This window comes from Mesorhizobium prunaredense (genome assembly GCF_900156895.1).
Taxonomy (GTDB): domain Bacteria; phylum Pseudomonadota; class Alphaproteobacteria; order Rhizobiales; family Rhizobiaceae; genus Mesorhizobium; species Mesorhizobium prunaredense.
The window spans coordinates 66,847-87,851 of sequence record NZ_FTPD01000022.1 but is presented as its reverse complement, the minus strand read 5'-3'; the positions used below and the strand labels follow the sequence as shown (position 1 = coordinate 87,851).

14 protein-coding genes and 1 tRNA gene are annotated in these 21,005 nt (G+C 62.3%); 9 read left to right on the top strand and 6 right to left on the bottom strand.

Annotated elements, in window-relative coordinates; all coding sequences use genetic code 11:
- Positions 1–89: 89 nt before the first annotated feature.
- The 3 genes from BQ8794_RS17285 to aceA all read right to left on the bottom strand — a co-directional run bounded on the left by BQ8794_RS17285 (position 90) and on the right by aceA (position 2,379).
- On the bottom strand, positions 90–503 hold the full coding sequence (locus BQ8794_RS17285; protein ID WP_077379647.1) for a response regulator: 414 nt from the start codon (positions 501–503) through the stop codon (positions 90–92).
- Positions 504–782: 279 nt separating this feature from the next.
- Complete coding sequence (locus BQ8794_RS17280) at positions 783–1,025, bottom strand: SMc00767 family acetate metabolism repressor (RefSeq protein WP_077379645.1); 243 nt, start codon at positions 1,023–1,025, stop codon at positions 783–785.
- Positions 1,026–1,089: 64 nt separating this feature from the next.
- Entirely contained in the window at positions 1,090–2,379 is a 1,290-nt protein-coding gene (gene aceA, locus BQ8794_RS17275; protein WP_077379770.1) for an isocitrate lyase, read from the bottom strand.
- 245 nt (positions 2,380–2,624) lie between these two features.
- Here aceA and BQ8794_RS17270 point away from each other — a divergent pair, with 245 nt between their 5' ends.
- From BQ8794_RS17270 to BQ8794_RS17245, 6 genes are all read left to right on the top strand, one after another.
- Positions 2,625–4,079, top strand: coding sequence for a helix-turn-helix domain-containing protein (locus BQ8794_RS17270; RefSeq protein WP_077379643.1), 1,455 nt, complete (start codon positions 2,625–2,627; stop codon positions 4,077–4,079).
- Between the two features lie 147 nt (positions 4,080–4,226).
- On the top strand, positions 4,227–5,177 hold the full coding sequence (locus BQ8794_RS17265; protein ID WP_077379768.1) for a DMT family transporter: 951 nt from the start codon (positions 4,227–4,229) through the stop codon (positions 5,175–5,177).
- 358 nt (positions 5,178–5,535) lie between these two features.
- On the top strand, positions 5,536–6,633 hold the full coding sequence (locus BQ8794_RS17260; protein ID WP_077379641.1) for a polyamine ABC transporter substrate-binding protein: 1,098 nt from the start codon (positions 5,536–5,538) through the stop codon (positions 6,631–6,633).
- A gap of 72 nt (positions 6,634–6,705) precedes the next feature.
- Positions 6,706–7,845, top strand: a complete 1,140-nt coding sequence (locus BQ8794_RS17255; RefSeq protein ID WP_077379639.1) for an ABC transporter ATP-binding protein — start codon at positions 6,706–6,708, stop codon at positions 7,843–7,845.
- A gap of 9 nt (positions 7,846–7,854) precedes the next feature.
- A complete protein-coding gene (locus tag BQ8794_RS17250) occupies positions 7,855–8,829 on the top strand; it encodes an ABC transporter permease subunit (RefSeq protein ID WP_077379637.1) in 975 nt (324 codons plus the stop codon).
- A gap of 4 nt (positions 8,830–8,833) precedes the next feature.
- Complete coding sequence (locus BQ8794_RS17245) at positions 8,834–9,652, top strand: ABC transporter permease (protein WP_077379635.1); 819 nt, start codon at positions 8,834–8,836, stop codon at positions 9,650–9,652.
- A gap of 70 nt (positions 9,653–9,722) precedes the next feature.
- Here the strand turns inward: BQ8794_RS17245 and BQ8794_RS17240 are convergent, their stop codons facing one another.
- The gene (locus BQ8794_RS17240) at positions 9,723–11,573 is read right to left on the bottom strand and encodes an AsmA family protein (RefSeq protein WP_077379633.1); all 1,851 of its coding nucleotides are present in this window, start codon (positions 11,571–11,573) and stop codon (positions 9,723–9,725) included.
- A 279-nt stretch (positions 11,574–11,852) separates the two neighbouring features.
- Between BQ8794_RS17240 and BQ8794_RS17235 the strand changes: the two genes are divergently transcribed.
- On the top strand, positions 11,853–13,847 hold the full coding sequence (locus tag BQ8794_RS17235; protein WP_077379631.1) for an acetoacetate--CoA ligase: 1,995 nt from the start codon (positions 11,853–11,855) through the stop codon (positions 13,845–13,847).
- Positions 13,848–14,131: 284 nt separating this feature from the next.
- On the opposite strand, the gene BQ8794_RS17230 is transcribed toward BQ8794_RS17235, so the two are convergent.
- Positions 14,132–17,794, bottom strand: coding sequence for a PAS domain S-box protein (locus BQ8794_RS17230; RefSeq protein ID WP_077379629.1), 3,663 nt, complete (start codon positions 17,792–17,794; stop codon positions 14,132–14,134).
- A gap of 247 nt (positions 17,795–18,041) precedes the next feature.
- Here BQ8794_RS17230 and BQ8794_RS17225 point away from each other — a divergent pair, with 247 nt between their 5' ends.
- Positions 18,042–18,491: a phasin gene (locus BQ8794_RS17225; protein ID WP_077379766.1), complete on the top strand. Its 450-nt coding sequence runs from the start codon at positions 18,042–18,044 to the stop codon at positions 18,489–18,491.
- Positions 18,492–18,936: 445 nt separating this feature from the next.
- Positions 18,937–19,013: transfer RNA gene (locus tag BQ8794_RS17220), tRNA-His, on the top strand.
- Between the two features lie 77 nt (positions 19,014–19,090).
- Here the strand turns inward: BQ8794_RS17220 and BQ8794_RS17215 are convergent.
- Positions 19,091–20,998 carry a putative bifunctional diguanylate cyclase/phosphodiesterase gene (locus BQ8794_RS17215; protein ID WP_077379627.1) on the bottom strand — a complete coding sequence of 636 codons (1,908 nt, stop codon included), beginning with the start codon at positions 20,996–20,998 and terminating at the stop codon, positions 19,091–19,093.
- Between the last annotated feature and the right edge of the window lie 7 nt (positions 20,999–21,005).

The following is a 21,005-nucleotide window of genomic DNA, read 5'->3' as shown; positions in this document are numbered from 1 at the left end:
TCGCTGTCAGGCGGTCGCATACTGACATAAGATATCCAGATCCGATCGCAAGAAGCGAGGGAGGGCGCGTGAGCCGGGTGGGACGCCGGCTAGCTGCGTCCGAGCCCGATCAAATGGTCGATCACCGGCTGCAGCCGTTCGGTCGTGATCGGTTTGACGACCACCGCATCGACGACGCTCGACAGGCCGAGGCTCTCCGGTGTGCCGCTTTTGGTCGAGAGCAGGATCACCGAGGGACGCGACTTGCCCGAGATGCGCCGCAGCGCATCGATTCCCGACATCAGCGCGTCGCAGTCCTTGTTGTCGGCTCCGCCATCGAGGACGACAGCTCCGGGAATGAGCGAGCGCAGCGTCGTTGCTGCCGTTTCGGGCGATTCCGAGATCGGTTTGAGCCCGGACCGTTCGACGATTTTCGAAACCACCACCCGGTTGACCGGCGATTTTCCGACGACGAGCACGCGGGTGAAGTCGGTGAGCATTTCGGGGTCCACGTTCCGGCTCATCAAACTCAGCTGGTTCACAGTGCGATTCAAGGGGCGCATCAGCGGGGCGGGCACTCGTTGGTTTCAATGCAGGGTTGTACTTTAGAAACAATTGCCGTGAGATCGCTGCCTGTGTCAAGCTGAAATGGCTGGCATCGAGAACATCGCAAGAAAGGTTAAAATTTAAAGCAAGTTCTTTTCTGGCCGTGCATGCAAACTGGTTTTGCAAGTGCAAATCACCTGCGCAGAGAACTGCGCAGGTGATGCCGGATCTACCAGCAGGGTTTGGTCGGATTTCGGTCAGCCGAGGCTCCGCTGCGTGACGATGACCGGGATCAGCAGGTCGCCCCAGTTGCCGTCGCCGCCATGGTGTCGTGCCGAGCGCACGAGTTCTACCGACACACCGGCCTCGACCGCCTTCATCACCGACTGGTTGAGCCTGTGCAGGTCGTTGGCCAGCATGCGGATGGTCGCCTGCTGGTCGACGGTCATGGTGGTGGCCTGTTCTTCGGCCCGTTCCTTGACGCGGCTTATCGATGCCATTGGTCTTCTCCTTGCGTATTTTTTACCCCTTTTGGGGCGTTGCCTCTATTTTGTTGCGTTCGTGCTATTCCGCCGCCGGTTTGAACTGGGCGTGCTCGGTCGATTCATGCATCGCCGTGGTCGAAGACCGGCCACCGGTGATCGCCATCGACACGGCGTCGAAATAGCCGGTACCGACTTCGCGCTGGTGCTTGGTCGCGGTATAGCCGTGGGCTTCCGCCGCGAATTCAGCCTCCTGCAGTTCGGAATAAGCCGCCATCTGACGCGCCTTGTAGCCGCGGGCGAGTTCGAACATGCCGAAATTGAGCTGGTGAAAACCGGCCAGCGTGATGAACTGGAACTTGTAGCCCATGGCGCCGAGTTCCTTCTGGAACCTGGCGATGGTGGCATCGTCGAGGTTCTTCTTCCAGTTGAACGACGGCGAGCAATTATAGGCGAGAAGCTTGCCGGGATGGTGCCTGTGCACGCCCTCAGCGAACTTCTTGGCCTGCGCCAGATCGGGCTTGGAGGTTTCGCACCAGATCAGGTCGGCGTGGGGCGCGTAGGCGACGGCCCGTGCGATGCAGGGCTCGATGCCGTTCCTGACTTGATAGAAGCCCTCCACCGTACGGCCGGCGCCATAGTCGACGAAGGGCTGGTCGCGCTCGTCGATGTCGGAGGTGAGCAGCTTTGCCGCTTCCGCGTCGGTGCGGGCGACGACCAGCGTCGGCGTGCCCATGACATCGGCGGCAAGCCGCGCGGCGTTGAGGTTGCGGATGTGTGCGGCGGTCGGGATCAGCACCTTGCCGCCGAGATGGCCGCATTTCTTCTCCGACGCCAGCTGGTCCTCGTAGTGGACGCCGGCGGCACCCGCCTCGATGAAGGCCTTCATGATCTCGAAGGCGTTGAGCGGTCCGCCGAAGCCGGCTTCCGCATCGGCGACAACAGGCGCGAACCAGGTGTCGACCGAAAGCCCCTTGCCTTCGGATGTCTCGATCTGGTCGGCGCGTTGCAGGGTGCGGTTGATGCGCTTGACCAGTTCGGGCGCCGCATTGGCGGGATACAGCGACTGGTCCGGATACATGGCGGATGCGGTGTTGGCGTCGGCAGCAACCTGCCATCCGGACAGGTAGATCGCCTTCAGCCCGGCCCGGACCTGCTGCATCGCCTGGTTGCCCGACATGGCGCCGAGCGCGTTGACGAAATCCTCTTCGTGGATGAGCTTCCAGAGCCGGTTGGCGCCCATTTCGGCGAGACTCTGCCGGATCTGGACCGAACCGCGCAGCCGCTTCACATCGTCCGGCGAGTAGGGCCGCTCGATGCCGTCGAAGCGGCCTTCCGGCGCCGAGGGGACGAGGTTGTAAAAATCAGTCATTGGTCGCTCCGACAGATAGTTGCTGGGATGGAAACGCCGCCTCACGAAAATTTCTGCGCCGTTTTGGTATGACAGCATTTACATTTTGGCGCGAGCCAGGCGAGGAAAACCAGAGGTTTGGCTGGAAAATAAGGGAAAACCTGTGTTGCGTTTGACAGTCAGGCGCTGTAAATCTGTCATGATTGTAAAAGGCCGGCATGGCAGCGCCGCGCGGAAGTCATGTAAATTCTGTCAAGGACATTCGAGTGGCGGATCAAAAAATCTTCGCCGGGCCGCGCATCCGCCGCATCCGCAGCGCCAAGGGCCTGACCCAGACGGCGATGGCCGAAGGGCTCGGCATCTCGCCGTCCTACCTCAATCTCATCGAGCGCAACCAGCGGCCGCTGACGGTTCAGCTGATCCTCAAGCTGGCATCTGTCTACAAGGTCGACCCGCATGAATTGCAGGGCGAGGCGAGGGGATCGGTCACCGCCCTGAAGGAAGTGTTTTCAGATCCGCTGCTGGTCGGCGAATTGCCTGGCGACCAGGAGCTGATCGAGCTTGCCGAGGCGGCGCCCAACGCGTCCGCCGCGGTGATAAAACTGTTTCGCGCCTATCGCGAACAGGCCGAGCGCCTTTCCGACCTCAACGAGCTCCTGGCGCGTGAGGGCAAAGCGACGGCACTGTCCGGCGCCCGCTTGCCGATCGACGAGGTGCACGAGATTTTCGAGCGCCGTCCGAACCATTTTGCCGCGCTGGAAGAGGAGGCCGAGGCATTCACGTCGGTGCTCGATTCAGGCGACGATCTGCTCGGTGCGCTGAAGGCCTGGCTGAGGCGCGAATACGGCATCGTCGTCAAGGTGCTGCCGGTCGCCACCATGCCGAACTGGCGCCGCCGCTACGACCGCCACTCGCAGCGTCTGTTCCTGTCCGAGCGCCTGTCGCCGTTCGATCAGTTGCGAGAGGTGGCGATGGAGGCCTGCCTGATCCGCATGACGGTCGCCGTGGCAAGCGAGATCCAGGCGCTGAAGCTGACCACGGATGAGGCCCGCCGGCTCGCCCGCTTCGAGCTTGGCCGCTACGCCGCCCACGCGCTGATGATGCCCTATCAATCCTTTCACGCAGCCGCCACACGCGCGCGTTACGACATCGACGTACTGCGCTCGCGCTTCGGCGTCTCCTTCGAGCAGGCGGCGAACCGGTTGACCACGCTGCAGCGGCCGGGCACGCCGGGCGTGCCGTTCTTCATGCTCGAGGTCGACAACGCCGGCAACCGCTTCCGCAAGGCGGGCAGCCAGGGTTTTCCGCAGAGCCGCTTCGGCGGCGGCTGTCCAAAACTTCCCGTGCATGCCGCCTTTACCCAGCCCGGCCAGATCTTCGTCGAAGCGGTGGAAATGCCCGACGGCGCCGAATTCCTCTGCGTCGCCCGCACGCTTGAGGGGCCGCAAGGCTCGTTTGCGGAGCGCCCGCGCCGTACCGCGCTTCTGCTCGGCTGCGACATCGGCTTTCGTGACGAGATCGTCTATGGCGCGGCACTGCCGGGGCCGGCTGCCGCTGCTGCCGGAAAAGCCGGACAGGGCACCAATCCGGCCACGCTGATTGGCCCCGCCTGCCGGCTGTGCGAACGCATCGGCTGCCTCGCCCGCGCCGAGCCGCCGGTGACGCGTCCGCTCGGCCTCGACGAAATGGTGACCGGACTAAGCGCCTTCGATTTCCAGTGAGGTCCCGGCAGGCGACTGCCGTCTTTGCCACAACCGTCGCTGCCCGGTGGACCACGCTCCGCCGCTGCCTTTGCGCTAGGCGAATGTGGCACGTTTCTGTCGTCCGCTGTGCATCGTGTTGCCTCGAAATCGCCGACAGTCGCAATCATGACCGATACATCATCACCGTTAGCCGTTTCGCCTGTCGTCTCGCCGCGTGACGAGCGTGTCGGCTTCCTGTTGATATTCCTGTCTGCGCTGATGTGGAGTTTCGGCGGCGCCATCGCCCGTTTCATAGACGCCGGCGACAGCTGGACCGTGGTGTTCTGGCGCTCGGTCTGGGCCGCCGCCTTCCTGATCTGCTTCATGGTCTGGCGCGACGGCTGGCACGGCACGATAAGGTTGTTCCGTGGCATGGGCCTGCCCGGCCTTGCCGTGGCGTTCTGCTTCGCCACCGCATCGACCTCATTCGTCGTGGCGCTTGCCTACACCACCGTCGCCAACATCCTTTTGATGCAGGCCGGCGTGCCGCTCCTGGCGGCGCTGTTTGCCTGGGTGCTGTTTCGCGAACGGGTGGCGTTGGCAACCTGGGTGGCAATTGCCGCCGTCATTGCCGGCGTTGCCATCATGGTATCGGAATCGCTCGATGGCGCGGTGTCGCCCATCGGCGACGGCCTGGCGCTGCTCATCGCCGTGATGTTTTCGATCGCCACCGTCATCACGCGACGCTTTGCCCATGTGCGCATGACGCCGGCGACCTGCCTCGGCACGATGATTGCCGCCGCATTCGCGGCGTCCCAGGCATCGCAATTCGGCGTTTCCAGCAGCGACATGGGTTTCCTGTTTGCATTCGGCGTGGTCAATCTCGGTCTCGGCCTTGCCTTCTTCGCCACCGGCGCCCGGCTCGTTCCGGCGGCGGTCGCAGCACTGCTCGGCACTTTCGAGCCGATCCTCGGCCCGATCTGGGTCTGGCTCATCCATTCCGAGGTGCCGTCGGGACGCACCATCCTTGGCGGCACGGTCGTGGTCACGGCGCTGCTCGTCCATATCGGGCTCGAATTCAAGCGTCAGGCGCGGCCCGTGCGGCCGGGTGTCACCGGTATGCCGTCGCCTAATTGATGCAGCGCACGCGCCAAAGCGAGATGAGCCATTGACAATGGCGCAGCCGCGCGGGCAGGCTGTCAGTACGGCAACAACAAGACAGGCTCATCTTGCCAAGTCTCCCCTCCGGCCCGACCGAGACCGGACAACATCGTCGTATCCCTGCCCGCGCCGTGGCGAGAGCCTTTGACGGAGCCGGAATGCCACCTGGATCACGACATGGGAACGGGGGGCTCGGCCGCTGCACATCGAACCGCTGTCGTGTTGGCGGTTCGCGCTTGTCGCTTGTCGGAAAGCCCAATAATCTGAAGCAAACGCCCAGCCGCGCAGCCCCGCGACGAGCTGGCGATGGAACACTCATCAAAAGGAGAGACGCATGACCCGCAAAGCATTCTGGCTTTCGGCGACCTCGGCATTTCTGACGCTTTTCACCCTCGGCGCTGATGCCCAGGACCGCGTCGTCAATGTCTATAACTGGTCGGATTACATCGACAGCTCGATCATCGAGGACTTCACCAAGGAAACGGGCATCAAGGTCACCTACGACACCTTCGATTCCAACGAACTCCTTGAGACGAAACTGCTTGCCGGCGGCAGCGGCTACGACGTTGTCGTGCCAACCGCCAACTTCCTCGCACGCCAGATCCAGGCAGGGGTGTTCCAGAAGCTCGACAAGTCGAAGCTGCCCAACATTTCCAACATGTGGGACGTCGTTTCGGAGCGCACGACCAAGTACGATCCCGGCAACGAATATTCGATCAACTACATGTGGGGCACGGTCGGCCTCGGCTATAACGTCAAGAAAGTGCAGGAAGCGCTCGGCACCGACAAGATCGACAGCTGGGACGTGTTCTTCAACCCGGAAAAGCTGGCCAAGCTGAAGGATTGCGGCGTCTATGTCCTCGATTCTCCGAGCGACATCCTCCCGAACGCCTTCAAATATCTGGGCATCGATCCTGAGACCACGTCGCTGGACGATTTCGCCAAGGCCGAAGAAGTGATGCTGAAGATCAGGCCTTCCATCCGCAAGTTCCACTCGTCGGAATATATCAACGCGCTGGCCAATGGCGACATCTGCCTGGCCGTCGGCTGGTCGGGCGACGTGTTCCAGGCGCGCGACCGGGCGACGGAAGCAAACCAGGGCGTTGAGATCGCCTATTCCGTGCCAAAGGAAGGCGCCGAAATGTGGTTCGACCAGATGGCGATCCCGGCCGACGCGCCGCATGTCGCCGAGGCGCATGAATTCCTGAACTACATGATGAAGCCGGAAGTCATCGCCAAGGCGAGCAACTTCGTCTTCTACGCCAATGGCAACAAGGCGTCGCAGCAGTTCATCGACAAGGAGATACTCGAGGATCCGGCGATCTACCCGGACGAGGCGACGCTGGCGAAACTGTTCACCATCGCCCCTTACGATTCCAAGACCCAGCGCGTCGTCACCCGCACCTGGACCAAAATCGTCACCGGGCAGTAAGCGACAATCAACGACCCCGGCAGGCGCTGCCGGGGTCAAGTCTTCTGGGGATGGAACAGCACGGAGTGGGACATGAAATCGCTTGGCAGCATCCGCAGGGATTTCGCGCCATGGAACGATCCGAACGCCAAGCCGTACATCCAGTTCGACAAGGTCACCAAGAAGTTCGGTGACTTCACCGCTGTCAACAATTTGTCGCTGACGATATTCGAGCGCGAGTTCTTTGCCCTGCTCGGCGCATCCGGCTGCGGAAAGTCGACGCTTCTGCGGATGCTCGCCGGGTTCGAGGAGCCGACCGCCGGCCGCATCCTGCTCGATGGCCAGGATCTGCGCGGCATCCCGCCATACCGGCGGCCGGTCAACATGATGTTCCAGTCCTATGCGCTGTTCCCGCATATGACGGTCGAAAACAACATCGCCTTCGGCCTCAAGCAGGATGGCATGCCGAAGCCCGAGATCGCGGCGCGCGTTGGAGAGATGCTGAAGCTGGTCAAGCTCGAGCAGTTCGCCAAGCGCAAGCCGCACCAATTGTCCGGCGGCCAGCGCCAGCGCGTCGCGCTTGCCCGCTCAGTCGCCAAGCGGCCGAAGGTGCTGCTGCTCGACGAGCCGTTGGGCGCGCTGGACAAGAAGCTGCGTGAGGAAACGCAGTTCGAGCTGATGGATCTGCAGCAGTCACTCGGCCTCACCTTCGTCGTCGTCACCCACGACCAGGAAGAGGCGATGACCATGGCCGACCGCATCGCCATCATCGACAAGGGCGAGGTGATGCAGGTGGCGACGCCGGCCGAAGTCTACGAGGCGCCGGGTTCCCGTTTCGTCGCCGGCTTTGTCGGCAACGTCAACATGTTCGAAGGCAAGATTGCGCATGGCGAGGCGGGTGCTGCAAGCATCGATGCCGGCAACGGCATCACCATCCGGACCGAAAATACCGGCGATGCCGCAACTGGCGCGGCCGTCGCCTTCGCCATCAGGCCGGAGAAGATCAAGATATCGTCGACGAGACCGGCCGGCGCTGTCAACGCCATCGAGGGCGAGGTCTACGATATCGCCTATCTCGGCGACATGACCGTCTATCACGTCAGGCTGGACGACGGCCAGGTGGTGCGGGCGAGCACGATGAACGCGGCCCGCATCACCGAGGATCCGCTGAGTTGGAACGACCGCGCCTGGGTATCGTTCCGGCCGGATGCCGGCGTCGTGCTGACGCGATAGGGGGCGGCCATGTCGAATGCCGCTGTCACCGCTGCTGCAAGCTCTCGGGCCACCGCTGCGGGCAAATCCGCCCTGGCCAGACTGGGAGAGGCCTTCGTTGGCCGCCTTGTCATCCTCATCCCGTATCTCTGGCTGGTCTTCTTCTTCCTCATTCCGTTTGTTATCGTCTTCAAGATTTCGCTGTCGCAGACGGCGATCGCCATACCGCCCTACACGCCGGTGCTCGGCTTCGGCGACGGCCTTGCCGGTTTCTTCGCCCAGCTGAACGAGCTCAGCATCGACAACTACACATGGCTGACGCAGGACGCGCTCTACGTCAACGCCTATGTGACCAGCGTCATCGTCGCGGCCATCTCGACGGTGCTGACATTGCTTGTCGGCTACCCGATCGCCTACGGCATGGCCCGCGCCCCGGCGATGCTGCGCCCGACTTTGCTGATGCTGGTGATCCTGCCGTTCTGGACCTCGTTCCTGATCCGGGTCTACGCCTGGATCGGCATCCTCAAGCCTGAGGGGCTGCTCAACCAGCTGCTGCTCGCCACCGGCGTCATCAGCCAGCCGCTGATCATCCTCAACACCTATACGGCGATCTTCATCGGCATCGTCTATTCCTACCTGCCGTTCATGGTGCTGCCGCTCTATTCGTCGCTGGAAAAGATGGATTATTCGCTGATCGAGGCAGCCAAGGATCTCGGCTGCCCACCGACCAGCGCCTTCTGGAAGATCACCTTTCCGCTGTCGCTGCCCGGCGTCATCGCCGGCTGCCTGCTGGTGTTCATCCCGGCGGTCGGCGAGTTCGTCATTCCCGACCTGCTCGGCGGCTCACAGACGCTGATGATCGGCAAGACGCTGTGGAACGAGTTCTTCGCCAATCGTGACTGGCCGGTGTCTTCGGCCGTCGCCGTCATCCTGCTGTTGCTGCTGATCGTGCCGATCATGCTCTTCCAGCGGGCCCAGGCCCGCGCCCAGGAACAGGATCGGTAGACCCATGAACGCCACCTGGAGCCGCTTCAACATCACTTCGATCGTGCTCGGCTTTGCCTTTCTTTACCTGCCGATCGTCCTGCTCGTCGTCTTCTCTTTCAACGAATCGAAACTGGTCACCGTCTGGGGCGGCTTCTCGACCAAATGGTACGTCTCGCTGTTCCACAACCAGGGCCTGATGGACGCCACCTGGGTAACGGCCCGCGTCGCCGTCATCTCGGCCACCGTGGCGACCGTGCTCGGCACGCTGGCGGCTCTCACCTTGACGCGCTACACGCGCTTCAAGGGCCGGACGCTGTTTTCCGGCATGGTCTTTGCGCCGCTGGTCATGCCGGAAGTCATTACCGGCCTGTCGCTGCTGCTGCTCTTCGTCGCCGTCGGTCTCGACCGCGGCTTTCTCACCGTCACGCTTGCCCACATCACCCTGACCATGTGCTTCGTCGCCGTCGTCGTGCAGTCGCGCCTGATCACGTTCGACCGCTCGCTCGAAGAAGCCGCGATGGATCTTGGCGCGCCGCCGGTGAAGACCTTCTTCCAGATCACGCTGCCGGTCATCATGCCGGCGATCGTGTCCGGCTGGATGCTGGCGTTCACACTGTCGCTCGACGATCTGGTCATTGCCAGCTTCACCTCAGGGCCTGGCGCCACCACGCTGCCGATGAAGATCTACAGCCAGGTTCGTCTCGGTGTGACGCCGGAGATCAACGCCGCCTGCACCATCCTGATCGCGGTTGTGGCGGTCGGCGTCATCATCGCGTCGCTCGCCAACAAGCGTCGCGAGGTCCAGCGCCAGCGCGACGAGCAGGCCGCTCAGCGTGGGTGACGAAAGGGGCGGCAGCAGCAAAGGCCGGCAGGAAGCGCACTTCTGACGACGACCGCAGCAGCTTCGTTGCCTACTCGCCGGATACCCCGCGGCTTATCGGCGAGATGAACGGCGTGCTCCACGTTCCGCCGATGAAGAACGAAGACTGGTTGGGACCCTGGCTATTTGTCTGCGTGGCTGGCTGGTCCGCCTGAATGATGCCGCCGGACAGCGCCAGCCCGCGCCCGGCATAGGAGGCGATACCGGAAAGCCAGATCTTGTACTTCGCCGAATTCGCTTCGGCCTTGTCGATCTTCGCCACACCGTTCGAAATGCTCGCCTTGAGTTCGGCCCCGTCGATCGGCAGCGTTCCGTCGGAGACATCGTCGAGCGCGAAGAACCCGCCCTGTTCATTGTGTTTGAGAAACGCCGGCAGGTTGAACCGGCTCAACGCGCCCTGGCCGAATTTCGCCGAAACCGAGCCGTCGGCGTTTTCGAAAATGGAATCCCAGGTTCTGCCCGGCCCTTTGAGGATGACCGAAACGGTTCCCGTGCCGATCGGCACCAGTCGCGTCATTCCGGCTGCGGTGCCAAAAGCCCCGCCATCGATGTCGGAGGCGAGCAGCCTGATCTCGACCTGCGTGCCTTCCGGCTTGCGGTCGAAACGAAGACTGCTCTGGATGTTGCCGCCAAAGGCCGATGCATCGGAAATATCGAAGACGGCAAGACCGTTCTTGACCTGGGCGGCGGCGGCGACGTCGGCAAGCTGGATGGCGCCTGCGGTGGCCTGCGCTGCCGACAGTCTGAGATCGAGATCGATCCGGTCGGCGACGCTTATGTCGATTTCGCCGGGGCCAGCGCCGCTCGTAGGCGCCAGGGGTGCGAAGGCGGAGAGAAACGACCGCAGGTCGAGCGTCTCGAAGGCGAGCGTACCGGCGATCACCGGCCGCGCCTCGCCAAAGGAGAAGTCCAGCGCACCCATTCCCGGATTGTCGTCCAGAGCGATCTCGGTGTTTTCGAATTTAATGCGGCCGGAGGTCGCCGTGACCTTGCTGGAAACGGAAACCGAGCCGATTGCCGCGCCTGGCGCGATGCCGGCCCGCGACCATTCGAGCACACGCCTGAGCGAGGGTGCGGCAAATTTCGCCTGGCCGTCGAAATAGGCGTTCTCGGACATGCTGGCCACGCCGTCGAACGAAAAACTGGCAGGGGCCGCCTTGAAGGAAAGCGTCATCGGCGCCGCACCTCCGCCAAACAGCACCAGCGGGTTTGACGATGCGGCATCCACCGCGACGCTTTCGCCGCGCCAGATCCCCGTCGCCGACAGCGTCGCATTGCTGTTCATTGCGGCCCAGTTCGCCTGGCCGCTCAGGCTGCTCAGTATCTCAGCGTCCTTGCCATCGACGGAGGTCACCACGCGGCCGTTCCTGAACTCTACGGTGCCGAACGGATCAGTCGGCAGCTTGCTCAGGTCCGGCTTGGCTGGATTGGCGCTGACCACGGCGCGAGCGATGTCAATGGAACGGGTGATGCGCCCGCCTGAAGGCAGGGCGGGCAGGAAGAGTCCATGTGCTGCGCGTTGAACCCTGATCGTTGGCCGGATCAGCCGCGCCGTCGAGAACACCACATTGCCACGCAACGCCGCCATGGCGGAGAGATTGACCTCGACCCGTTCAGCCTCGATCACCGGCAGCGCGTCGGTCTCTGTCCATTGCGAAAGCGTCACGTCGGCCAGGATGGCACGGAAATTCGGCCAGACCTCGATCCGTGGCGCGCCATCGATGGTGACCCTGAATCCGCTCCACGCACTCATTTCCCAGGCGATGCGGTCGCGCACGATACGGGTTGAGGCGACGAGCGGCAGGGCGGCAACGGCTAGCGCGATGACGAGCACGGCAACGCCGATCGCCCATATTCCGCGCCGGATCAAAGGTGATGGCATGTCGCCCCGTATGCTTCCGTTCCGACAAAAAATCGCCCGACGGGTGTAACCCACGGCTGACGCATTTCAAGTCTTTATGGCCCAGCGATGGCATTTGCGCACATACGCGTCGCTCGGCCGAACAAAATCTTGCTCTGCTGCGCTGCGATATGCATAAGCGATGCCAATGCATGTCGCCAAAATGCGCAACGTTTTAGGATAACGACATGATAATAACAAAAGTCTAAAGCGCGTCGCGTGAATCTCTTCAAGCGTAACGTGCTTTAAGGAGGAACGATCATGGCTGGCGACGCACCGCTGTGGGTACTGACCAAAGACCAGGTCGACGCGGCGCCGATGACCGCCTTCATGCAGGCCGCGGCGGCCGCAACCGGCAAGTTTTTTTCCTCCTACGCCGATCTTCATCGTTGGTCGATCGACGATCGCGAGGCGTTCTGGAGCCTGGTCTGGGACTTTTGCGGCATCGTCGGCGACAAGGGCGCCAATGGGGGCGCCGGTGGCGGGGTCAGTGGCGGCGAGCGCGTGCTTGTCGATGGTGAGAAGATGCCCGGCGCCGCCTTCTTTCCCGACGCCAGGCTTAACTTCGCCGAGAACCTGTTGAAAAAAACCGGGCTCGCTGACGCCATCGTCTTTCGCGGCGAGGACAAGGTCGAGCGCCGGCTCTCCTGGAACGAGTTGCATGCGCTGACCTCGCGGCTGCAGCAGCTTTTCCTGTCGCTCGGGGTGAAAAAGGGCGACCGCATCGCCGCCATGATGCCCAACATGCCGGAGACGGTCGCGGCAATGCTGGCGACAGCCTCGATCGGGGCCGTGTGGTCGTCCTGCTCTCCCGATTTCGGCGAGCAGGGCGTTCTGGACCGGTTCGGGCAGATCGAGCCTGTCGTCTTCATCGCGCCCGACGGTTACTGGTACAACGGCAAGGCGATCGAGGTTGCCGACAAGATCGCGGCCGTTGCGGCAAAGCTCGTCACCGTCCGCAAGATCCTGATCGTCGACTATCTCGGCACGTCGACCGATGTGGCGGCGACCATCGAGAAGGCGACTGCGCTGGACGAGGCGCTCTCATCCCATGCCGCCAGGCCCGTCACCTTCGAACGGTTGCCGTTCGCGCATCCGCTCTACATCCTGTTTTCTTCCGGAACGACCGGCATTCCCAAATGCATTGTCCATTCGGCCGGCGGAACGCTGATCCAGCATGTCAAGGAAGAACGGCTCCACGCCGGCCTGCTCGACGGCGACCGCTTCTTTTATTTCACCACCTGCGGCTGGATGATGTGGAACTGGCTGGTCTCCGGCCTGGCGTCGGGCGCAACCCTTCTGCTTTATGACGGGTCGCCCTTCTACCCCGACGGCAACGTGCTGTTCGACTTCGCCGACGCCGAGAAGATGACCTATTTCGGCACGTCGGCCAAATTCATCGATTCCGTGCGCAAGGCCGGTCTCAGGCCGATCAACACGCACGATCTTTCCACTGTGCGCACGATCTCCTCCACCGGCTCGCCACTGTCGCCGGAAGATTTCCGCTTCGTCTATGACGGCATCAAGAAAGACGTGCATCTCGCCTCCATCTCGGGCGGCACCGACATCGTCTCCTGCTTCGTGCTCGGCGTGCCGATCGAACCGGTATGGATCGGAGAGATCCAGGGACCTGGCCTCGGCCTCGCCGTCGATGTCTGGGACGACGACGGCCAGCCGCTCAGGCAGGAAAAGGGTGAGCTCGTCTGCACCAAGGCGTTCCCGGCGATGCCGATCGGCTTCTGGAACGATCCCGAAGGCAAGAAATACCACGCAGCCTATTTCGAGCGCTTCGACAATGTCTGGTGCCACGGCGACTTCGCCGAATGGACCGCCCATGGCGGCCTGATCATCCATGGCCGTTCCGACGCGACGCTCAACCCGGGCGGTGTGCGGATCGGCACCGCGGAGATCTACAATCAGGTCGAGCAGATGCCGGAAATCCTGGAAGCGCTGTGCATCGGCCAGGATTTCGACAATGATGTGCGGGTCGTGCTGTTCGTGCGGCTGGCTGCCGGCGTTGAACTCGACGCCGAGCTGGAAAAACGCATCCGGGCGAAAATTCGCAGCGGCGCGAGCCCGCGCCACGTGCCGGCTAAAATCGTCGCTGTCGCCGACATTCCACGCACCAAATCGGGCAAGATCACCGAGCTTGCGGTGCGCGACGTGGTGCATGGCCGTGCCGTCAAGAACAAGGAGGCGCTGGCCAATCCCGAAGCGCTCGAGCTGTTCCGCGACCTGCCGCAGCTGGCCGATTAGTTTCTCGAGGTCCAAGACATGAGAACCGTCACGCGTTCAAACGGAGCCGAGCATGGTTAACGAAATATCTCGCTCGAATTTACCTAGATTTCATGAGTGGTACACTTTGGTAAATTTTTCGCGGTGCCGGTAAGGTTTTGTTAAGGGCCGACATCGATAGTCGTGCGTAACTTGAGGGAGAAATCCCGTTCCTCTAAATCCCCAGAGGATCTGAATTCGCTCAAGCCCCCGATGTACAGCAATCAATCATTCAAGGCGTCCTGTTGGACGCCTTTCTTTTTGGACTAATCCGCCAGCACGCGGGTCGACGGGAAAGCGACTTCGACCAGAGTGCCCTCGCCGGACGTCGAGTTGATGGTGAACCGGGCCCGGTTCGCCTCGACCATCGCCTTGGTCAGCGGCAGCCCGAGACCGGTGCCGTCGCCGCGCCCGCGCTTCAGCGCGTTGATCTGCTTGAACGGCTTGAGCGCCTGCTCGATCTCGGACTGGCTCATGCCGATGCCGGTGTCGCGCACGCGCATCACGACGTCGCCGGAGTTCTCGTAGGCTGTCGATACGATCACCTGGCCACCGGCCTGCGTGTAGCGGATGGCATTCGACAGGATGTTCAGCGCGATCTGGCGCACGCTGCGCAGATCGGCCACCACTTCCGGCAGCCTCGAGGCAAAGCTGGAGCGGATGATGACACGTTCGCGGTTGGCTTGCGGCTGCATCATCGCCACGGTCTCGGCCAGCGTGTCGTTGAGCGACACTGCCTCATAGGCCATCTCCTGCTGGCCGGCCTCGATTTTCGAAATATCGAGCAGATCGTTGACCAGGTCGAGCACATGGTTGCCCGACCGGTTGATGTCGCGCAGATAGTCGCGGTAGCGGTCATTGGCGACCGGTCCGAATTTTTCGTCGACCATCAGCTCGGAGAACCCGATGATGGCGTTGAGCGGCGTGCGGATTTCGTGGCTGATGCGGGCGAGGAAGTCGGTCTTCTGCGAGGAGGCGCGCTCGGCGACGGCGCGCGCCTGGGTCAGATCCTCTTCGGCCCGCTTCCACTGGGTGATGTCGCGCACCACCGCACAGAAGCCGCTGTCGTTGGGCAGCCTGCCGATGGTCATGAACAGCGGAATGAAGCGCCCCTGCGCCTCGCGTCCGATCACCTCGCGGCCGTCGTTGAGCACGCTCGCCACGCCGGGCTCGGACAATCCGTCGAGATAGTCTCGCGCGGCGCGCTGGCTTTCGATCGCGAATAGCGAGACGAAGGGTTTTCCGGTCACCTCGTCGCTGTCGAAACCGAACAGCGCTTCCGCCGGTCGGCTGATCGAGCGGATCGTTCCGTCTCGGCCGATCAGCACGACGCCGTCGGTCGCGGTGTCGATGATGGTGCGCATCTCGGCGATGCGCGCCTTGAGCTCGGAAGTGTCCGGCTGCGTCTGGTCGTCGGCGGCACCTGCTGCCTCGTCGTCGCCGGAACGGCGCACGACCAGCATCAGCGCCTTGCCGCCACGCCAGGGAACCGAGCGCAGAATGGCCTCGATCGGGAACTCCTGACCGTCACGCGCCTTCAACCGCAGCGCGTGATCGGTTCCATCGGAGGCGCTGCCGTCGTAAGGATCGGCAAACAGCGCGTCGAGGCCACCGGCATCCTCCAGCTGGTCGAGCGTATCATAGCCGGTCAGGCTGAGGAATTCCTCATTCGCATAGTGAAGATCGTCGCCGGAATGGATGAGCATCGGCACCGGCAGCTTGCCGAGGATCGAAATGTCCGGAGCCTTGCTGTCGTCTGCGGTCGAAAAAGCCGATGGCACGAACCCTTCGAGCATGAACGGCGCCACCGGCAGGCGCGGCCGCTCGACCGGCGCCGGCTCGACGTCGCCGGCATCGCCGTTGTCATCGGTTGACGAACGGGTTTCGCCGTCTTCGGGCCGCGCCCAGTCCTCGCTGTCTTCTGCATCGCGGAAATCGGCAGCCGTCATGCTGTCGGCGTCTTCGGCGCGCGATCGACTGGCGGCGTCGGTGGGCTCGGCGATCTCCCGCGCCGGTTTGTCCGGCTCGGAAACCGGCGTGCCGTCGCTATTGTCGGCGACATAGTCCCGGTCGGCGTAGTCGAGCAGCGAGCCTGGGAGGTCGGACACGGTTGCTTGCGGCTGCTCACCGTCGAGCCTTGCGACATCCCTCTCGTCTTCGACATCGGTTGCGGTCGGTTCCGCCGCAGCCGGCTCTGCCGCAATTGCGGCATCGGGCTGTTCGGTCGGGGGATTGTCCTTCTTGAGCCGCTCGCCGATCTCACGGAACGCACTGCGTTCCAGCGTCGACAGGCCTTTATCGTTGGCCGGCTGCCTGTGCTCGGCCAACCGGATCACCTTGTCGGCAAAGCGCCGCTCCGGCTTCGGCACGATGGTCAGCGCCGGCACCTCGCCCTGGAACGGGTCGGTTTGGTCAGCCGTTTTGGCGACTTCCGGGTCGACGGCCGCGGGGAGGTCGGCATTGGCGACAAGCGCCGTACCGATCGCTTCCGGATCGACCACCGCATCGCCGGTGCGGGCAACGCCGAAACCGCGAAAGCCTTCGAAGGCACGGCTGCGGCCGTAGACGGGCAGCGCCGCCAGGTCGACGGGTATCTTGAAATCGGTGCCGGCGACCGGCCACAGCACCGAGCGGCCGGACCAGGTATCGCGTCGGTCGAGCAGGCCGGCGATCTCGCCGGTCGCATCGAGGTCGAAGGTGGCCGCGACGTCCCTGAAGCGCCGGCCGATCACATCGGCCGCAGGCTTGCCGACGAGTTCCGCGAATTCCGGCGACAGCGCACTGAACCTGCCCTCTGCGTCGGTGCGCCAGACGAAACGCAGGGGCGCCGCCGCGCGGTCGATCGAGGGGATGGCATTTTCGACGGGGGAGGCGGCCCTGACGGCATCTTGTGCGGAACTTTCCGCCGAAGCATCCGCCTCGACAGGACCGGCCGCATCCGGTCCCGGCATTTGCGCCTCGTCCTCGCTGGCGCTGAAATACCAATGGTCATGCTGCACAGGCGTCTCGCCGCCAGCCGGGCGGTCGCTGTCCGCCGCTTCCGGACCCTGCTCGGTCGCATCGGTCCCGGTCGAATCGGGCCCGGTCGAATCGGGCCCGGTCGAATCGGGATTGTCATGCTGCGCCGATGCCGACGTGTCTTTGACGTTCGCCTGGGCGGTCTCCGTTGCTGTTGCCGGCGCGTTGTCCTGTTCTGCTTTTGGCTGGACTGCGGCATCGGCTGCCGCCCCCGCGCTAGGCTCGCCAGCAGGGGCTGCTTCGGAGTCCAGCTGGTTCTCGTCGATCACCACCAGCAGATGTCGCTCGTCCGTCAGCCGGGCGAGGCCGGCTGGGTAGGAAGCGGTGCCGCCTGGAACAAGGCGTTTGACGATGCGACCGCTCTCGTTCGCAACATCGGCGACAAGCGCCGCCAGCGTTTCGGGCAAGATGCCGAGTGCCGAAAAACCATCGGAAGCGGCCTCGATGTTGCCGTTGGCATCGACGAAGGCGATGAAATGACCGTCTTCGGTAAAGCCGCTGATGGCCCGAGCGGCGATCTCGGCGGCGCTGCGCGAGCCGGTCTGCGTCGCCGGCACCGCCAGCATGATCGCGTTTTCGCCGTCAGGCATTGTCACCGCGCTGGCCAGAAAGCCAACCGCGCGGCTGGTCAGGCCGGTTGCCAGCCGGACCGTGATGGCGCGGTCGCGGCCGATCTGTGGAAAACCGCTTGTCGCCATGATCTGGCGCCTGGCGATCGGCGGCAAGCCCGCCGAGGCGCCGATGATCGCCTCGATGTCGGGGTAGCCGAACACCGCTGCCCCTGGTCCGTTGGCCCAGATCACCTGTTCGAGGTCGGCCGACAGAAGGGCCATCGCGTCGCCGGCGGCAAAGCGCTGGCGGACCGCGTCGAGCACGGCGACGTCGAGGAAGGAGTAGTTTTCAGACGGCATGCGCTTTGGGAACCCTTACGAAGCGGGCAGTTTGCAGTTAACACTTTGTTAATAAAAGCCGACGGCGCGAAGGTCCACAAGCCATAGCGTGCAACCGCCGGAATCTCTGGGCTCGTGGTTAACGCTGGGAAATTTATGGTGCGCTGCAACAAAGATATTGCAATGCACAAGATTTGCCTTTATATTGACACCATACATGAACGAGACGGCTTTCCTCGAAGCCGCTGCCACTGCAAAGGATGGAAAATTGTCCAGGACCAAGACCGCTGATACCATTGAATTCCCGAGCTTCGACGCTTCCAAGGCCACCGACCAGATCCGTGCTTTCGCCGAAAAGGGCGTCGAGCAGTCGAAAGAGGCCTATGCCAAGCTGAAGACCGGCGCCGAAGAGACCCAGAAGGCTCTTGAGTCGACCTTTGAGACCGCCAAGACCGTTTCCAGCGACCTGTCGCTCAAGACCATTGCCGCTCTGCGCGCCAACACCGAAGCCGGCTTGTCGCATTTCGAAGCTCTGATCGGCGCCAAGTCGCTGTCGGAAGTCGTCGAACTGCAGACCGCATTCCTGCGCAAGCAGGTCGAGATGACTGTCGAGCAGGCAAAGGATTTCCAGACCGTCGCCTCCAAGGCGGCCGAGGACGTCTCCAAGCCGATCAAGACCGCCTTCGAGAAGGCCATGAAGGAAGTTAAGGCCGCCTAATATTTGCGCATAATTTGAAGATGCAACAAAAGGTCGCATTTCTTCGAACAGGATTATGTGAGATATAGTGGTCCAAGCGAATACCCGGCGAGTGGAACCTCCTCCCTCTGCTCTCCGGGATGACCAGCCAGCACCTCCTCCCGCTGGCTCGGAACAGGAAAAGGCCGGCACCTCCTCCCGCCGGCCTTTTTCTTTGCCCGGCGAAATATAATGTCGATGCCGGAGCGCTCTTTGCCCTACAGCGCCGCGCGCCTTCTTTGGCGCGCAAAGGACGCGGTGGAGCCTGGGATTTTTGCGCATGATTCCCAGCGAAATCGATTCTGATTTTCGCGGTCATGCGCGGCCAAAAGCCTTGAATTAAACTCCGATAGCCCGTATGGACGCATCGCCGAACGACAGAGCGGGTCGCGGAGAATGAACGTTCCCACCCCGCTCAGGCGAACGTGCCGTTGTAGCTCAGATGGTTAGAGCGCCGGATTGTGGATCCGGAGGTCGCTGGTTCGATCCCAGCCAACGGTACCATTGGTTCATGTAACCGGGGCAAAAGCGGTGCGGCCGCGGCGTTATGCGCCGTCTTTGTTATGAGCCGCCACCGGCCCTCACAACTCCGTAGCGTGCTCTTTTAGTGCCACCTCAAGTGCTTGGCTTAGAGGGACCGCCTCGGAGAATAGGAAGCCCTGAGCAGTTCTGCAGCCAAGCTTGTAAAGAATTTGCCGATCCGCCTCTGTTTCGACGCCCTCGGCCATGACATCGATCCCGAGCGCCCGACCAAGATCGATCACCGTTTTGACAAGCAGCCGGTCCTCCCGAGACTTGGCTAAGCCGCGAATGAAGCCTTGGTCTATTTTCACCTTGCGTATCCGACTGTCCTTGAGCGATGCCAACGTGGAAAAGCCGGTGCCGAAGTCATCGAGCGCGATGGAAATGCCGGCATGTGACAGCCGTCCGAGCTTTTCGTCCACTCTGTCCGGGTCCACTGGAGATTCTTCGGTAATCTCGATTTCGAACATCGTTGTCGGGAGGTCTTTTGCCGCCAGACCATCCAGAACCATGTCGTCGATATCGCCGGCTTCCAATTCGCGCGGTGAAACATTCATTGCCACACGAACATCTCGACGGTCAGCTTTCACCAAGCCGTCGATAAGAGCACAACAGTCGGAGAATACCGTTTGCGTTAGCAGTTGAAGCATTCCGGTTTCGCGTGCGGCTGTCATGATTTCGGGTGGAGAGATGGAGCCATGGATCGGATGGGACCACCTTAGCAAGGCTTCGAAACCGATCACGGCCTCGGTGTCGAGCCTGACGATGGACTGGAACCAAGGTGCCAGCGTTCTCGCCTCTATCGCCGAATGAAGGTCGCGTTCGATGGACTGGCGACGTTGCAATTCCGTGTCGAGTTCGGCATCGAACAGGCAAAATTCGTTCCTGCCACGACGCTTGGCCGTGTAAAGGGCGACATCCGCCCGCAGCAACATTTCCGTCAGCCCCGGCCGTTCAGCCAAGTATATTCCGATCGATGCACCGATCCGGACGGACGCGACCTTAGGATAGGGGCTGGCGACTTTGGCTATGATATTGGATGCGAGGCTGCTGGGAGAAAGCGAACTCCTGAGTGAGGGAAAAAACAGCACGAACTCATCGCCGCCGATACGGGCGAGCGTTGAGCCTGCCGGCGCTTCCTGCTCTATCCGGCGGGCGATCATGACGAGCAGTTCATCACCGGTCCTGTGACCGTAGGTATCGTTGACAGATTTGAAGCCGTCTAGATCAATCAGCATTGCAACGAAGGGGCCGTCTGTATTCTCGAGTTGATTGATCGCGTGTTGGAGGCCCCGTCTGTTGAGAAGGGCCGTCAGGTGGTCCTCCCTGGAATTGCGCTCCATTTCCGCCGCAAGCCGCTCCGCCTCATGTGTCAATCGGCTCGCTTCGCGGAAGCGGGCTTGTCCAACAAACAAGGCTCGAACCAGACCGCCCAAGAAGAGCAGAACGGCGAAAGTAAGAACATAGGCTTCAAAGTTGCCTTTCGCCAGCAAGCACGCCGCTGTGATGAGGAGCGGGGGCGTGATGAAGTTTATCGCTGCCGCGGCATATGAACTGCCGTATGTAACCGCACCAGCTGAAATGCCGGCCAGAATAATCAAATGCAGCGGCGCTTGGGGTGTTGTGTAGCCAGCAGTAAGGACGGCAAGAAAGGACCAGGCAAACCCTGCCAGAAGAGCAAGGATGCCAAACCAGCGAAGCCGCTGCGAAATCCCTGTTAGATCGTCCTGATGCCCCGTCTCCTTTAGCGGATAACGGGCGAGTCCGAGGCGGGCGGCATTTATCGCATTGACAACCAGGAACCAGATTGCGGCGGCGAAGCCTCCGCCAGAAAGGGCCTGCACCGTCAAAATCAGGGCTGACAGCATAGTGCTTATCGGCATCGACACGGAGAGACCGGCCTTCAGATCAGCAAGCTGATCTTGAAGGATTCTGGCCTCCAGCGCGTGTTGTTTCTTGGGGGCCATAGACCAG

Coding starts and splice junctions, on each gene's coding strand:
- BQ8794_RS17285 (WP_077379647.1), bottom strand. CDS start 503: ATGAGCCGGAACGTGGACCCCGAAATGCTCACCGACTTCACCCGCGTG.
- BQ8794_RS17280 (WP_077379645.1), bottom strand. CDS start 1,025: ATGGCATCGATAAGCCGCGTCAAGGAACGGGCCGAAGAACAGGCCACC.
- aceA (WP_077379770.1), bottom strand. CDS start 2,379: ATGACTGATTTTTACAACCTCGTCCCCTCGGCGCCGGAAGGCCGCTTC.
- BQ8794_RS17265 (WP_077379768.1), top strand. CDS start 4,227: ATGACCGATACATCATCACCGTTAGCCGTTTCGCCTGTCGTCTCGCCG.
- BQ8794_RS17260 (WP_077379641.1), top strand. CDS start 5,536: ATGACCCGCAAAGCATTCTGGCTTTCGGCGACCTCGGCATTTCTGACG.
- BQ8794_RS17255 (WP_077379639.1), top strand. CDS start 6,706: ATGAAATCGCTTGGCAGCATCCGCAGGGATTTCGCGCCATGGAACGAT.
- BQ8794_RS17250 (WP_077379637.1), top strand. CDS start 7,855: ATGTCGAATGCCGCTGTCACCGCTGCTGCAAGCTCTCGGGCCACCGCT.
- BQ8794_RS17245 (WP_077379635.1), top strand. CDS start 8,834: ATGAACGCCACCTGGAGCCGCTTCAACATCACTTCGATCGTGCTCGGC.
- BQ8794_RS17240 (WP_077379633.1), bottom strand. CDS start 11,573: ATGCCATCACCTTTGATCCGGCGCGGAATATGGGCGATCGGCGTTGCC.
- BQ8794_RS17235 (WP_077379631.1), top strand. CDS start 11,853: ATGGCTGGCGACGCACCGCTGTGGGTACTGACCAAAGACCAGGTCGAC.
- BQ8794_RS17230 (WP_077379629.1), bottom strand. CDS start 17,794: ATGCCGTCTGAAAACTACTCCTTCCTCGACGTCGCCGTGCTCGACGCG.
- BQ8794_RS17215 (WP_077379627.1), bottom strand. CDS start 20,998: ATGGCCCCCAAGAAACAACACGCGCTGGAGGCCAGAATCCTTCAAGAT.